This is a genomic window from Sorangium sp. So ce302, assembly GCF_051530145.1.
GTDB lineage: Bacteria > Myxococcota_A > Polyangia > Polyangiales > Polyangiaceae > Sorangium > Sorangium cellulosum_B.
On record NZ_CP150326.1, the window covers coordinates 4,779,256 to 4,793,618 of the forward strand.

At 69.0% G+C, this 14,363-nt stretch carries 12 protein-coding genes and 1 pseudogene; 6 read left to right on the forward strand and 7 right to left on the reverse strand.

The window, feature by feature from the left end; genetic code table 11:
- Positions 1–188 precede the first annotated feature (188 nt).
- Positions 189–3,281 (forward strand): DUF3427 domain-containing protein, encoded by a 3,093-nt coding sequence (locus tag WME73_RS18070; protein WP_437916481.1) that lies wholly within the window; start codon positions 189–191, stop codon positions 3,279–3,281.
- 248 nt (positions 3,282–3,529) lie between these two features.
- Here the strand turns inward: WME73_RS18070 and WME73_RS18075 are convergent, their stop codons facing one another.
- Positions 3,530–3,754 carry a DUF4357 domain-containing protein gene (locus WME73_RS18075; RefSeq protein WP_437746684.1) on the reverse strand — a complete coding sequence of 75 codons (225 nt, stop codon included), beginning with the start codon at positions 3,752–3,754 and terminating at the stop codon, positions 3,530–3,532.
- Between the two features lie 155 nt (positions 3,755–3,909).
- Here WME73_RS18075 and WME73_RS18080 point away from each other — a divergent pair, with 155 nt between their 5' ends.
- Both WME73_RS18080 and WME73_RS18085 read left to right on the forward strand, forming a co-directional pair.
- Positions 3,910–4,248, forward strand: a complete 339-nt coding sequence (locus WME73_RS18080) for a hypothetical protein (protein WP_437748167.1) — start codon at positions 3,910–3,912, stop codon at positions 4,246–4,248.
- Positions 4,249–4,281: 33 nt separating this feature from the next.
- Positions 4,282–4,413, forward strand: a pseudogene (locus WME73_RS18085) (hypothetical protein); the annotation flags it as partial.
- On the opposite strand, the gene WME73_RS18090 reads toward WME73_RS18085, so the two are convergent.
- The 5 genes from WME73_RS18090 to WME73_RS18110 form a co-directional block, all read right to left on the reverse strand.
- Complete coding sequence (locus tag WME73_RS18090) at positions 4,391–4,687, reverse strand: hypothetical protein (RefSeq protein ID WP_437748168.1); 297 nt, start codon at positions 4,685–4,687, stop codon at positions 4,391–4,393. The pseudogene WME73_RS18085 and the gene WME73_RS18090 overlap by 23 nt on opposite strands.
- On the reverse strand, positions 4,684–5,259 hold the full coding sequence (locus tag WME73_RS18095; RefSeq protein WP_437748169.1) for a hypothetical protein: 576 nt from the start codon (positions 5,257–5,259) through the stop codon (positions 4,684–4,686). Before WME73_RS18095 ends, WME73_RS18090 begins: the two co-directional genes overlap by 4 nt.
- Entirely contained in the window at positions 5,252–6,349 is a 1,098-nt protein-coding gene (locus WME73_RS18100; RefSeq protein WP_437746685.1) for an AAA family ATPase, read from the reverse strand. The genes WME73_RS18095 and WME73_RS18100 overlap by 8 nt, the downstream gene beginning before the upstream one ends.
- The gene (locus WME73_RS18105) at positions 6,346–6,771 is read right to left on the reverse strand and encodes a hypothetical protein (RefSeq protein ID WP_437916482.1); all 426 of its coding nucleotides are present in this window, start codon (positions 6,769–6,771) and stop codon (positions 6,346–6,348) included. Before WME73_RS18105 ends, WME73_RS18100 begins: the two co-directional genes overlap by 4 nt.
- A 149-nt stretch (positions 6,772–6,920) precedes the next feature.
- Positions 6,921–7,217 (reverse strand): hypothetical protein, encoded by a 297-nt coding sequence (locus WME73_RS18110; protein WP_437916483.1) that lies wholly within the window; start codon positions 7,215–7,217, stop codon positions 6,921–6,923.
- Between WME73_RS18110 and WME73_RS18115 the strand changes: the two genes are divergently transcribed.
- Genes WME73_RS18115 through WME73_RS18125 form a run of 3 tightly spaced genes read left to right on the forward strand, consistent with a single transcriptional unit; the run spans position 7,194 to position 13,191 of the window.
- Positions 7,194–9,872: a hypothetical protein gene (locus WME73_RS18115; RefSeq protein WP_437916484.1), complete on the forward strand. Its 2,679-nt coding sequence runs from the start codon at positions 7,194–7,196 to the stop codon at positions 9,870–9,872. The two genes, WME73_RS18110 and WME73_RS18115, sit on opposite strands and share 24 nt — an antisense overlap.
- Positions 9,869–12,217 (forward strand): glycosyltransferase, encoded by a 2,349-nt coding sequence (locus tag WME73_RS18120; protein ID WP_437916485.1) that lies wholly within the window; start codon positions 9,869–9,871, stop codon positions 12,215–12,217. Before WME73_RS18115 ends, WME73_RS18120 begins: the two co-directional genes overlap by 4 nt.
- Entirely contained in the window at positions 12,214–13,191 is a 978-nt protein-coding gene (locus tag WME73_RS18125) for a methyltransferase family protein (RefSeq protein ID WP_437916486.1), read from the forward strand. The genes WME73_RS18120 and WME73_RS18125 overlap by 4 nt, the downstream gene beginning before the upstream one ends.
- 112 nt (positions 13,192–13,303) lie before the next feature.
- On the opposite strand, the gene WME73_RS18130 is transcribed toward WME73_RS18125, so the two are convergent.
- On the reverse strand, positions 13,304–14,326 hold the full coding sequence (locus tag WME73_RS18130) for a zinc-dependent alcohol dehydrogenase family protein (protein ID WP_437916487.1): 1,023 nt from the start codon (positions 14,324–14,326) through the stop codon (positions 13,304–13,306).
- Positions 14,327–14,363 lie beyond the last annotated feature (37 nt).

The window sequence follows — 14,363 nt, forward strand, 5'->3', positions numbered from 1 at the left end:
TGGCTCCAACAAAAGATGGGTGGCACTCGTCTCCCGGTGGACGTGGCTCCAGCAAAAGACGAGTGGCACTCGTCTCCCGGTGGACGTGGCTCCAGCAAAAGACGAGTGGCACCCGTCTCGGTGGTGGACGAGCCCCTGCCTCGTGATGCCTCTTGGACGTGCGCTCACCTGCCGTAGACTCGCTGGCCATGACGGCGAGCCGGCGCGGTCTCTACCAGGATCTGATCACCGAGGCGTTGGCGTCCGGCCTGCGCGAGCTCGACGCCAGCCTGGAGGTCCGCACCGCGGCGCTTCGGGCCGCTGAGGCCGCCGACCGTATCGCCCTGCATCTGGGTCGCCTCGTGCAGCGCGCCATCTCCGGCGTGCCCGATGCGGAGCGTGTTGCCGTCGGCGTGGGTCTGGCGCGGAGGCTCGTCGAGCAGATCGATCAGGTGATCGCCGGCGCGGAGCTCCAGCCCGAGGCGCCCGTTGAGCCGGCGACGGTGCTCCACGCCATCGTCGGGCGCCAGCCGGACGGCAGGCCGGAGACGATCCCCGAGCCGCTCATCCCGCTCCTCGACACGGCGCTGCTCACCAACGCGCCTGGCGAGCCGAGGGTGGGCCACCAGCTCCTGACCGAGGTTCGCTCGGCGGACCGCATCGACGTCGTCATGGCGTTCGTCCGCCGGAGCGGCATCGCCCCGCTGCTCGAGGCGCTCCGCGTGCACTGTCAGGAGGGCCGCGCGCTGCGTGTGCTGACGACCACGTACACGGGCTCGACCGAAGCGAAGGCGCTCGAGGCGCTCCGCAAGATCGGCGCCGAGGTGTGCGTCTCGTACGACACGGGGACGACGCGCCTGCACGCGAAGGCCTGGCTGTTTCATCGCGCGTCGGGCTTCTCGACCGCCTATATCGGCTCCTCCAACCTGACGCACACCGCGCAAACGAGCGGGCTCGAGTGGAACGTTCGCGTGTCCGGCGCGCGCAACCCGGATGTCATCGCCAAGGTCGCCGCCGTCTTCGAGAGCTACTGGAACAGCGGCGACTTCGTGCCGTACGACCGCGCGGAGTTCCTTGAGCGCGTCGAGCACGCAACGAACGCGACGCCATTGGTGATGCTCAGCCCGATCGAGCTCCGCGCCGAGCCGTTCCAGGAGCGTCTGCTCGAGCAGATCGCGCTCTCCCGCGAGCGCGGGCATCACCGCAACCTGCTGGTATCGGCGACCGGCACCGGCAAGACCGTCATGGCCGCCATCGACTACGCCCGGCTCCGGGAGGCGCTCCCCCGCGCACGCCTGCTCTTCGTCGCGCACCGCGGCGAGATCCTGGAGCAGAGCCTCGCGACGTTTCGTCACGGCCTGCGCGATCATGCCTTTGGCGAGCTGTGGGTCGGCGGCCGTCACCCGCGGCGCTTCGAGCATGTCTTTGCGTCGATCCAGAGCCTCTCGGCAGCAGGGCTCGATGACCTGGATCCATCCCATTTCGACGTGGTGATCATCGATGAGTTTCACCACGCCGCCGCGCCGTCGTACCGCGCGCTGCTGGAGCGCGTGCGTCCCGTCGAGCTCCTCGGCCTCACGGCCACGCCCGAGAGGAGCGATGGGCTCCCGCTCCTCGGCTGGTTCGATGACCGGATCGCCGCAGAGCTGCGGCTCTGGGACGCGATCGATCAGCACCGGCTCGTTCCGTTCGTCTACTACGGCATCCACGACGGGCTGGACCTGCGCGATGTGCCCTGGCGTCGCGGGCGCGGCTACGACGTGGAGGGGCTCTCCAAGCTGCTCACGGCCAACGACGTCTGGGCCCGGCAGGTGGTCGCCCAGCTCGCCGCGCATGTCGATGACACGCGAGCGATGCGGGCGCTCGGCTTCTGCGTCAGCATCGAGCACGCGCGGTTCATGGCGTGCGTCTTTCGCGAGGCCGGTGTCTCGGCGACCGCGGTGTGGGGGGACAGCCCCGACGAGGAGCGGCGCGCGGCCCTCGCGGATCTCAGCGCGCGGCGGATCAACGTTGTCTTCTCCGTGGATCTGTTCAACGAGGGCATCGACGTCCCTGCGGTCGACACGCTGATCCTCCTGCGCCCGACCGACAGCCCCACGCTCTTCTTGCAGCAGCTCGGACGTGGCTTGCGGCGCAGCGCCGGTAAGACCGTTTGCACGGTGCTCGACTTCGTCGGGCACCATCGACGCGAATTCCGCTTCGATCGCCGCTTCGCAGCGTTGCTCGGCGGGAGCCGGAAGGAGCTCGTTCAGCAGATCGAAGGCGGGTTCCCGTTTTTGCCCGCGGGCTGCCACATGGAGCTCGACCAGAAGGCATCGGAGCTCGTGCTCGACAACATCCGGCAAGCGGTGCCGTCGGGGTGGACGGCCAAGGTCGACGAGCTGCGGAGGCTCGCCCGCAGCGGCGACGTGAGCCTTGCGCAGTTCCTCGAAGAGACCGGGCTTGAGCTCGAGGACGTCTATGCCGGGCAGCGCTCGTGGTCAGACCTCCGTGGTGACGCCGGGCTCCCGTCGCTCGGCGTGGGGCCGCACGAACAGGTGCTGCGGCGCGCGTGCGGGCGGCTGCTCCACGTCGACGACTTCGTGCGGATCGAGGTGTACCGCCGGCTGCTCGCGTCTGACGCGTGTCCCGATCCGGGGGCGATGAGCCTGCGGGAGCGCCGCCTCTTGCGCATGCTCGTCGCCACCGTGGCCGATCGCGCCATCGACAAGGCGACCACCCTTGCGCAGGCGTGCGCTCTCGTCTGGGCGCACCCCCAGGTGCGCGCGGAGCTCGTCGAGGTGATGGACGTGCTCGCTGCCCGCGTGGACCACGTTCACCGGGAGCTCGCGACCCATCCGGACGTGCCGCTCCAGGTGCACGCGCGCTACTCGCGCATCGAGATCCTGGCGGCGTTCGGCGTCGGGGGCAGCGCGAAGGTCGCGCCCTGGCAGACAGGCGTGTACTGGGCGAAGGACGCCCGCGCCGACCTGCTCGCGTTCACGCTCGACAAGACGAACGGGCAGTTCTCGCCGACGACGCGCTACCGCGACCATGCCATCAACCGGCAGCTGATCCACTGGGAGAGCCAGTCGACCACCCGCGCCGAGAGCGAGACGGGGCAGCGCTACCAGCAGCACGAGGAGCTCGGCACGGCGGTGATGCTGTTCGCGCGGCTGCGCAGCGATGAGCGGGCGTTCTGGTTCCTGGGGCCGGCGAACTATGTGCGGCACGAGTCGGAGTTGCCTATGGCGATCACGTGGCGGCTGAAGCATGCGCTGCCGGGGGACCTGTTCGCGTCGTTCGCGGCGGCGGTGGCGTGAGGGGAACCTTGTCCGCTTCTACGGACAAAGTGCTTGCCTGCGGTGCGCGTTGCAAAGTGACCCACCCGCCGGCTCTCGTCTCGGCATTGCTCGGAGCTCGAACTGCCGCGGGAGTCTGAACCACAAGCAGGTCGTTCCGGGCCGCCATTGGTGGGACGACAGGAAGGCGCAGGAAGCTGCGCTCGGGTGCATCCATGTTCGCCGGCCTACGAGGCATCGCTTGCTTCCGAAGCGACGAGCTTCTCCTGCTATTCCTTGTACGAGATCCCCTCGTTCTTTAGCTTCCAGGCAACACGCCCATTGAGCCCGGTGCCAGACACGACGGCCGCTGCTCCAGAAGGTGAATCGAAGGCGTACTCCTGAGTGAACCGGAACAGGTTCGGGTTCCCGTTGGCCGGCACGAGTACCCCGGCGTCTCGAAGGTTCTTGCGAAGCGCGCGTGCTCCGTCGCCGAGGGACTCGACCTCCCTCACCCGCGCCGAGGAGCCCTGGCGGAGGACAAACTGGCCCTCGCGCGCGACGCACTCGGCCCTCGCGTCCTCCCATCGAGGCTCGAGAACTATCTCGTTCGTGTCGCCCGCCGGGTCCGGCTTCGCACGCGGGAGGGCGGCGCGGACCGCGGGCGCACATGACGGCGTTCGCGCGCGTTCCCGCCCGCCTCCAGCAGGCCATCGTGTCCCGCCTGGGCTGGACCAGCCTGCGGCCCGTCCAGGAAATGGCGGGCGAGGCGATCCTCGACGGGAAGAACGCCGTGGTGCTCGCGCCGACGTCCGGGGCCTTGAGCTGGGGCCGAGGAGGGAGCTGGCGCGATTGGATGGAAGCGTCGCGACCCTTCATGTCGACAAGGATGCGCACGGGGTGCTCGTCGGGCGCGCTGTTGAACGCCCGCTGCACCTCGTCGCGGGCGTCGTCGCCCATGCCGCCGTGGAACTGCATGATCGTAACCGTCCAGTTGGCGACGCATTGAGCGTCGGCGTGACCTGGCTGGCTGGAGGCGAGCATGGGTCAGCACCGAGAGCAGCAACTCTGGGAGCAGTTGGTGGCGGAGGTGGAGGGCGGCGCCCTCTACTACAAGCGCCTCGAGCGAGGCTGCTTTCGAGTGCCGCCGGTCAGCAAGGACGGTACGGCGGTCGAGATGGATTCGACCGGCTTGGCGATGCTGCTCGACGGGATCGACGTCGCCCGTGTACGACGCCCCGAGCCGTGGCGCCCTCGATTGCGCTCTTGCGCACGGCGGTGCCCACGAAGTCGTCGAGCCGCCCGCCGGCCTCGGCCTCGGCGTGCAGGCGCGCGAGCTTCCCGAAGACGGCCGGATCGCGCCGCACCACCTCGATCTGCGCGGCCACCATCGCCTTCTGAAGCTTCTGCAGGTCCTTCAGCAGCGCGCTATAGGTCTCGGGTTTCACGGGAGCCTCCGGAACTCGGCGATGCCGTCGAGCAGCGACGGGACCGAACCCGCCCGCTGCGGAATCGTGCTCAGGCGAGCGTGGTCCGCGAACGCCTCGGCAGCGCCGGCGCATTCGCTCTCGAAAGGGAGCTTGGGGTACGCCTCCACCTCATCGAGCGGCTGCCCTTCAGGAACAGACCGCGACATGTCCAGCGCGTAGATCCATGTCTCGATGTTGCGCTTCGGCACCAGCTCCGCGATCGGCTCCTTCTCGCCGCGAGGCGCCTCACCGGATCCCTTCAGCTCCGCCGCGAGCTGCGCGTGGCGCGCGGCGACCGTATGGGTAGGGTCCGCGTCGATGTGCGCGACCAGCCCTGTCGAGGCGCTGGCGTTCTGCCTGCGAAACGCCTTCACTTCGCGAGGGTAGCTCGCGACGACATAGCCGTGACCGGCTCCCCCGCTGACGGTCGACGGGAGAGGCACTTTCCGGATGCGCCGGGGGTTCGCGCCCGCCCGGACGAGCGCCCGGCAGATGAACACCTGCGCCTGCAAGTCCTCGCAGAGCACGACGAACTGCGCGCGATCACTCACCGTCCCACCCGCGCGCGACCGTCTCGGCAGCAGTCAATCCTTCGGCGCCAGCGAACGGCGCGACGCGCGTGGGCCCTCGACCGCGGAAGAACCTCGTCCCGTGCGACGGAGCGAGCTGGTTGAGCAGCTCCGGGTGGTGGCTGATGAACCATACTTGCGGCCCGCTCGCCGACAACGAGAGCTCGAGCACCTCGCTCAACCAGGGCTGGATCTCGCGAAGCGCGACGTAGTTGTCGGGCTCATCGAAGATGACGAGCCTGCCCGGCTGCAGGACGGCGTGTCTCAGGAAGTACAGGCTGCAGAGCTGCCGCTGCCCCTCGGAGAGCTCGGAGAAGTCCACCACGTACGGGCTGCTGTCCTCCAGAAGGAACGTCGCCTCGAGCTTCGGCGCCGTTCGACTGACCTGCAGCGCCTGGAAGCCATCCAGCACCTGCTGGAGAGCCTGGGTGGCGCGCATCGCCCCGCTGAAATCCTGTGCTATCCATCGAGGAAGCCAGGAAGCGAAGTTGGACAGGTCCGGGGTGAGCTCGTCCGCCTCTTCGTCCGTGCGCGAGGACATCGCGCGCGGATCCGGTCGAAGAAACCACAGATCGTCACGCAGCCATCGCTTGAACGCCGTGAGGCGCTTGTTGTCCTTTCCGGCCGCGATGGCGCCCAGCCCGGAGCGGGCCCAGTCACCGCTGACGCGGGGACCGTGGGCGCCGTCGTCATGGAAGAGCTGCAGTTCCCCCATGGCGAATTCCATGAGCAGCCGGTCCCCCAGCTGGAGGGTCTCACGCTTCACGTGGCTCTTGTTCGGTTCGTGTGGGCTGTGTTCGATCGTCAGCTTGTAGGTATAAGCGTGCTGCTCGATCTGCACGTCGAGCTCGATGCTCAGGTCGAACCTCTTCTCCCACCGCGCGCGAGAGACACCGGGAAACCAGCGCCGGAGCTCACCCTGCTCCGCGACCAGCGCGCGGATGCCCCACAAGGCATCGATCACCGAGGACTTGCCGGACCCGTTCTCGCCGAGCAGCAGGGCGAGCTTCCCCGGCTTCCATTCGAAATTGACGAGCGTGCGGAAGTTGTCGATGTAGATGCGGGTGATCACGACGTCTCCAGGTACACCGCCGCCATGTCGGGCGTGTACGGCAGGTTGTACTTCTCGTTGAGGCACACCCGGTCCTCGTGGATGCCGCCGGGCACCGCGAGCACCGCCAGGCCCTGCTTGCCGCCGCGGGCGCGCTCGTAGAAGCCGGAGAGCCAGGCCATGAGACCCAGCGGGCCGAGCAAGGAGGGCTGGCCGAGCACGGTGACCCTGCCGGTCCGCGCGTCGCGCACCGGGGCGCGGGGGGTGCCCGCGAGACCCGCCGGCCAGCTGCCGAGCGCCGCGAGCTGGGCCTGAAGCGCGCCGACCTGCGGGTCGGTCATTGCGACGTTGCCGCCCTCTCGAGGCGGGCGCGGGCCACCGCGCTCGAGTCGGGCGATCTCGCGCAGGGTCCAGCTGAGCGGGCTGAGGGGACTCGTCGGCATGGCAGAAGACGTTCCTGTACCACGAAGCCTCCGAGATCGGACCCTCGCCAGCGGTTCGACGCGGCGCGGTCTGTCGCGCCTGACCGAGCGGCCCGGCCGTCGTCTGGTCGAAGCACATCCTGTCGTCGCTCCGCTGGCGGACCTTGGCGCTAGGCTAGGATCACGTCGCGCTGGTGGGCGAGGTCGGCGAGCGGGCGTGCAGCGAGCAGGCACGCTTCTCGAACGAAGCCGACGAGGTCTTTGCGCAGGGGACGGAACGCACGGCAGGGTGTCCTGCCGAGTGTGTTCCGTGCGAATCTCTCGTCCGCATGCAGCTGCTTCTGCTTCACTGCCCGGACGACGACGATGGCGCGAGGGCTCTCCGGCCTCACATCGAGCAGGTGTGCCGCGGAGAAGGTGGCGAGGTGCTGGACTCTTGCCTCGTGGGCGGCGAGCACGTGGAGCACGGGATCGAGGAGCGCCTTCGCGCGGCGACCCATGTCGTCATCCTTGTCTCCGCGCGGCTGCTCGACTGGTCTGCATGGCGCAGGGTCGCCCATCGTGCCCTCACTCACCGGAGGCGCGCCGAAGTCTCGCTCGTGCGCTGGGGGGCCTGCGTCGACGACCAAGACCAGGTACTCCGTCGCTTCGGGCCGATCCTCGATCCCGCGGTGGCGACCGTCACCGACGCCGGCGAAGCTCTCGTCGCGATCGCGCGTCGCGTCGGCGAGGCGCTGCGGGCGGCGCGACTCGGTCCGAGGTGTGTCGCGCTCGGCCGCCTCCCTCCGCCTGAACGGGAGATCGTGGGCCGCGAGCAGGAGAAGAGAACGCTGGATGACGCGCTCGTGAATGACGCCGTCCAAGTCGTCGTCGTGATCGGCGAAGGGGGGGCCGGCAAGACGCAGCTCGTCCGAACCTGGCTCGACGGCATGCAACCGGTCTATGGCGGGGTCGAAGCCGTGATCTCTTGTTCCATCGAAGATCAGGACGGCGGGGGAGCGCCGTCTGCGTCGGCGGCGGTGTCCGTGTTGCTCGCTGCGATCGGAGAGACCCCCTCGGCAGATCCCATGGAGAACGTGAGCCGGCTGGTCCGGCGCGTGCGCGATCGCCGGACGATCGTGGTCATCGATGGGCTAGAGCCGCTGCAGGACGCCCGAGGAAAGCTGATCGACAGGCACATGGGGATCCTCGTTCGCGATCTGGCATCTCAGATGTACGGCGGGCTGTGCGTGATCACCACGCGTCCCCCCTTCGAGCTCGGAGGTGCCGGCGTCCGCCGCATCCAACTCGGCCCCGTCGACCGCGCGTCTGCCATCCAGGTGCTGCGGAGCCGAGACGTGCGCGGGTCCGACGAGGATCTCGGGCGCCTGGCCGATCGCCTGCGCCGCCACGCCCTCTCGCTCGCCCTCGTGGCCGACTACCTGAGCGAGGCGCACGGAGGCGACGTCCTCGTGGCCGACCGTCTTGATCTCGGCGCGGAGGATATCGACGACGGCGGCCGGATCCAGCGCATCCTCTCCTTCTATGAAGAGCGCTTGAAGCCCGAGGAGCGCGCCGTGCTCGGCATCGTCGCGCTCTGCGAGCGGCCCACCGATCTCGCCACGCTCGCCGCTCTCGGCGCCCCGCCAAGTGTCCCGGGCTTTGCGGCGGCGCTCGGCGATGCTTCACCCGAACATCTCAGGCGAACCTGCGCGCGTCTCGAGAGAACTGCGCTCCTCCTGAAGACCGAAGCGGGTGCCTGGGATCAGCACCCTCTCGTGCGCGGCTACTGGCGACGCCGGCTCGAGGCGAGCGATCCCGCCGGGGTCCGTTCCGCACATGAGCGCCTGTTCGAGCGGTTTCGCAGCCTGGCATCTCCCGCGGTCGGGGGCGCGGTCCGCCGCGAGGAACTCGATTTACTCTATGCAGCCGTCGCGCACGGCGTTCAAGCTCGGCGATGGGCCGAATCGTTCGAAGTCTTGCACGACCGCATTCGACAGGGGGAGCGCCACACCAGCCTCAAGCTGCACGGCGCAGTGGCCGAAGACCGGCGCGCCTTTTTCGCCTTCTTCGATCGGAACACCTTTCATGTTCTGGGGGACCTTCCCCCCTCGCAGCGATATTGGCTCGAAAACAGCGCGGGGGTGCTCCTCCGTGTGCACGGGGAGACGTCCGACTCCGTGCGCCTCCTCGAGCGCGCCGTTCGGACGGCGGTTGATGCCGGCCATTCAGCAGGAGCAGCAGAGTCTGCGCGCAACCTGGCCTCCGTATACTCGCTGAGAGGCAACCTCATGGGGGCGCTCGAGTCCGCGGAGAGCGCTGTGCGCCACGCCGATGCTTCTGGTGAGCTGCGTCCTCGCCTCAATGTGCGTGACTTCCGAGCTTACCTCATGCACCGGCTCGGTCGGTTGCACGAAGCCCGCGCGGCCTACGAGGCGATCGAGCAGATCCGGGATCGGGAGATGGCGGGTCAGATGGGTGTGGCGCACTACCCGTTCGCGAGCCACGCCGCGCTGCTGCTCGACCTTGATGAGGTGGATCTCGCCCACGACCGCGCGGTGCGGGCCTACCAGCTGACCCACGGTGATGATCCCGATGCTGGTTCGCTGCTCAACCGCGGTCTGTCCGCCCGCGTGCTCGCCCGGACGCTCGTTGCGCTTGGGCGGCCGGACGAGGCGAGCCGGCGCTTCGAGGAAGCCGTGTCGCTCGTCCGAGATGCCGGGCGCTGGGACCACCTCGCCTCTTGTCTCGTCGATTGTGCATCGTTCTGGGCAGAGAGGGATACTCACCTGGCCCGGAAGCATCTCGATGAGGCGCGCCGGATCTCCGAAGGCCGTAGCTTCCGCCTCAGCGAAGCCGCCGCGGCGCTCACCACGGCCCGTGTAGCCCTCGTCGAGAACATTCTTCCCGAGGCGGCCAGGCAGCTCGATGCGGCCGAGGCGCTTCTGCTGGAGATGCGCTATCGCGTCCGTGTCGCATGGCTCCACGTCCTTCGCGCACGGCTCTGCTGCGCACAAGGAGACCAGATCGGCGCGCGCCGGCAGGCAGACCTGGCTCGTCAGGAAGCGAGCGAGATGGGGCTGAAGAGGCGCGACTTCTGGCGAGAGCTGGAATCCTACGGCCGTGTCGAGGAGAGCTCATGAAGATCCTACAGGTCATCCACGGCTACCCGATGCGCTACAACGCAGGCTCGGAGGTCTACACGCAGACGCTCTGTCGCGGGCTCGCCGGCCGCCACGAGGTCCACGTATTCACGCGCGAGGAGGACCCGTTCGCGCCGGATTTCGCGCTCCGCCACGAGAAGGACACCGACGATCCGCGCATCTCGCTCCACCTCGTCAACACGCCGCGCGTTCGAGACGGCTACCGGCACGCCGGCGTCGACCAGCGCTTCGCCGAGCTCTGCGACCGACTCCGTCCCGACGTGGTCCATATCGGCCACCTCAATCACCTCTCGACCTCGCTCGTCACGGAGGCCGCCGGGCGAGGGATCCCCATCGTGTACACGCTGCACGACTACTGGGTGATGTGCCCGCGCGGGCAGTTCATGCAGACGCACCCAGCGAACCCGGACGATCTTTGGGCGGCGTGTGACGGCCAAGAGGACCGGAAATGCGCCGAGCGCTGCTACGCGCGCTTCTTCTCGGGCGCGCCGGACGAGCGTGAGGAAGACGTCGCGTACTGGACAGGCTGGGTCGCGCGCCGGATGCGCCACGTGCGCGAGATGGCCGATCTCGTCGACGTGTTCATCGCGCCCGCGCGCTACCTGGAGCGCCGGTACCGGGAGGCGTTCGGTCTGCCCGAGCGCAAGCTGGTCTACCTGGACTATGGCTTCGATCTCTCCCGCCTCGTCGGGCGCGCCCGAACCCCGGGGGAGCCGTTCACCTTCGGGTACATCGGGACGCACATCCCCGCGAAGGGCATCCACCAGCTCCTCGAGGCCTTTGGGCAGGTGAGGGGAGACGCTCGGCTCCGCATCTGGGGCCGGCCGCGCGGGCAGGACACCGAAGCGCTCCGCGCGATCGCGCAACGACTTCCGGGCGACGCCGGCGCTCGTGTGGAGTGGCTGCCCGAGTACCGCAACAAGGATATCGTGCGCGACGTCTTCGACAGGGTCGATTGCATCGTCGTGCCATCGATCTGGGTCGAGAACTCGCCGCTCGTCATCCACGAGGCCTTGGAGGCGCGCGTGCCGGTGATCACCGCGAACGCCGGCGGCATGGCCGAGTACGTGCACCACGAGGTCAACGGCCTCCTCTTCGAGCACCGCGACCCTTCCTCGATGGCGCGCCAGATGCAGCGCCTCGCAGACGATCCGGCGCTCGCCCGCCGCTTCGGCCAGCGCGGGTACGCGCAGTCCGAGTCCGGACACGTGCCCGACCTTGCAGGCCACGTCGAGGCGATGGAGCGCATCTACGCCGAGGTCATCGCCCGCCGCGACGCCGCTCGGATCGAGCCCGGCCAGGGGCCGTGGCGCATCACGTTCGACACGAACCCGGACACCTGCAACCTCCGCTGCATCATGTGCGAGGAGCACTCGCCCTACAGCCCTCTGCAGGAGGCGCGGAAGGCTGCTGGAAAGCCGCGCCGGTTGATGCCGATCGAGCTCGTGCGTCGCGTGATCGCCCAGTCGGCCGGCCGTGGCCTCCGCGAGGTGATCCCTTCCACCATGGGCGAGCCGCTCCTGTACGACCATTTCGACGAGATCGTCGACATCTGCCGGGAGCACGGGGTCAAGCTCAACCTGACAACGAACGGGACCTTCCCGCGACGGGGGGCCCGGGAATGGGCCGAACGGCTCGTGCCGATCACCTCCGACGTGAAGATCTCCTGGAACGGGGCCACGCGGCAGACGCACGAGCTGATCATGCTTGGAGCCCGCTGGGAAGCCGTGCTCGAGAACGTGCAGGCGTTCATCGCCGTCCGCGACGCGCACGCCGCCGACGGCGGGAACCGCTGCAGGGTCACGTTCCAGCTCACGTTCCTGGAGGCGAACGTCGCCGAGCTCGCCGACATCGTGCGGCTCGCGATCCGCCTCGGCGTGGACCGCGTCAAGGGACATCACCTGTGGGCGCACTTCGAGGAGATCAAGCCGCTCTCGATGCGCCGCGATGCCGGGGCGATCCGGCGCTGGAACGAGGCCGTGCTGGCCGCGCGAGAGGCGGCGTCGGAGCGCGCATTGCCGAACGGCAAGCACGTGCTGCTGGAGAACATCTTCCTGCTCGACGAGTCGGCCCCCGAAGACCTGGCCCCGGGAGGTCGCTGCCCGTTTCTTGGCCAGGAGGTGTGGATCAGCGCCGAGGGACGCTTCGACCCGTGCTGCGCACCCGACGCGGAGCGCAGGACGCTCGGCGATTTCGGCAATCTCCACGAGGCGGGGCTGATGGAGATATGGAACGGTGAGCCTTACCAGCGGATGCTCAAGACCTACCGGAGCCGCGCGCTCTGCCTTGGGTGCAACATGCGGCGGCCGGCCGGTGAGCCATGAACGACTGGCGATGTGCCCGGGTCGCCCCGGAGAGGACGCACCACCTCGTGGACGGCGAGCCGCTGTACTCCGCACGCTTCGAGGAGGTGCTCGCGTTCCACGCCCCGGGCCTCTCGCCCGCGCGGTGCGGCAGCACGGCCTGGCACATCGATGCGCGCGGGGAGCCCGCCTATGCGCGGAGGTTCGAGAGGACATTCGGTTTCTATGAAGGGCGCGCTGCCGTCTCGGCTCCCGAGGGCTGGCATCACATCCTGCCGGATGGCGCCGAGCTCTATCCAGAGCGGTACTCCTGGTGCGGCAACTACCAGGACGGTCGGTGCGTGGTCCGCGACAGCGAGGGACTCTACAGCCACATCGATCAGGCCGGGCGTCCCCTGTATGCGGCGCGGTGGCGCTACGCGGGCGATTACCGCGACGGCGCCGCGGTCGCACAGGGCGAGGATGGCCGCTCCACGCATATCGATGCGCGCGGCGAGCTCGTCCACGGTCGCCGTTATCTCGACCTGGACGTGTTCCACAAGGGCTTTGCGCGCGCCCGCGACGAGCGGGGGTGGATGCACGTGGATGGCCGCGGGCAGCCTGCGTATGCTCAGCGGTTCGCCATGGTGGAGCCGTTCTACAATGGCCAGGCGCGTGTCGAGCGCTTCGATGGATCGCTGGAGATCATCGATGAGACCGGGCGGACGGTGAACGTGCTGCGGGCCCCTTTGCGGAGCGAGCTCGCGGCGCTCTCTGCGGATCTGGTGGGTCTCTGGAAGACCGAGACCCTGGCGGCAGCGGTGGAGCTCGGCGTCATCGAGGTGTTGCCTGCGACAGAGGCCGAAGTGGCAGCGCATTGTGGCCTGCCAGAGGAGCGGGCGCGCCGCCTTCTGCGTGCGCTGGGCGAGCTCGGCATCCTCGAAGGGGCAGCGGACGGCAGGTGGTGCACCACGAGCCGCGGTGAACACCTGCGCTGCGAGCCGGCGATCCGCTGACGCTCTCGGACGCGGCGATCGAGTACGCGGGACCGCTGCGCATCTGCTGGTGGCGTTGCCAGGGTGAGGTGGCTCGGCCATTGCTGCCACTCCCTCCTTGCCGTCGCTTCGCTCAGTCGATCCCGATCACCACCTTGCCGAAGTGCTTCCCCGCCGCGAGCTTCGCGAGCGCCTCGTTCGCCCGCTCGATCGGAAAGACCTCATCAACCACCGGCCGGATCCCGTGCAGCTCGAGCGCCGCCCCGAACTCCACGGTCGCCTGCCGCGACCCCACCACGGTCCCCTCGACGCGGATCGCGCGGAACAGGATCGGCATCGGATCGATCTGGCTGCCCAGCCCGCTGAGCAGCCCGATCAAGCTCACCACGCCCCCCGTCTTCACCGCCTGCATCGATCGCGGCAGCGTCCCCGCGCCGCCCACCTCGATCACCCGGTCCACCCCTTCGCCGCCCGTCAGCCGCAGCACCTCCTCGTGCCACTCCGGCTGCTTCCGGTAGTCGATCGCCTCGGTCACCCCGAGCGCGCGCAGCCGCTCGATCTTCGCCGCGCTGGACGACGTGGCGATCACGCGCAGCCCCGCCGCGCGCGCCAGCTGCGCGGCGAACAGCGACACCCCGCCGGTCCCCTGGACAAGCACCGTCGCCCCCGGCGCCGGCCGCGGCCCCGACTCGAACAGCGCTGTCCACGCCGTCACCCCAGCGCACGTCAGCGTCGCCGCCTCGTTGAACCCAAGGTGCGCCGGCGCGCGGACGATCGCGTCCTCCCCGAACACCACCAGCTCCGCGAGCACCCCGTCGTTCCCGCCCGCACCGAGCGTCGTGGTGCGATACTCCCTGCGGAACGGCCCCGAATCCCACGTCGGGAAGAACGTCGAGATCACGCGATCTCCCTCCTTCCAGCGCCGCACGCCCGCTCCGATCGCGACCACCTCGCCCGCCGCGTCGCTGAGCGGGACGAGCCCGTCCTTGCGCTCCCCGCCGTACAGCCCGCGCACGACCATGAGGTCACGGTAGTTGATCGACGCGGCGCGGACGCGCACGAGCACCTGCCCCGGACCGGGCGTGGGTGCGGGGCGCTCGGCGAGCGTCCACGCGTCCGATTCCGAGGCGTTCTTCCGAATGATGACAGTCTTCATGGCGTGTCCTCCACTCTTCCCTGGACACCCGATCCGT

Bases quoted from the DNA above. Each gene is read 5' to 3' on its own strand.
- WME73_RS18105 (WP_437916482.1), bottom strand. From the start codon at position 6,771: ATGCCGACGAGTCCCCTCAGCCCGCTCAGCTGGACCCTGCGCGAGATC.
- WME73_RS18120 (WP_437916485.1), top strand. From the start codon at position 9,869: ATGAAGATCCTACAGGTCATCCACGGCTACCCGATGCGCTACAACGCA.
- WME73_RS18125 (WP_437916486.1), top strand. From the start codon at position 12,214: ATGAACGACTGGCGATGTGCCCGGGTCGCCCCGGAGAGGACGCACCAC.
- WME73_RS18130 (WP_437916487.1), bottom strand. From the start codon at position 14,326: ATGAAGACTGTCATCATTCGGAAGAACGCCTCGGAATCGGACGCGTGG.
- WME73_RS18070 (WP_437916481.1), top strand. From the start codon at position 189: ATGACGGCGAGCCGGCGCGGTCTCTACCAGGATCTGATCACCGAGGCG.
- WME73_RS18080 (WP_437748167.1), top strand. From the start codon at position 3,910: ATGACGGCGTTCGCGCGCGTTCCCGCCCGCCTCCAGCAGGCCATCGTG.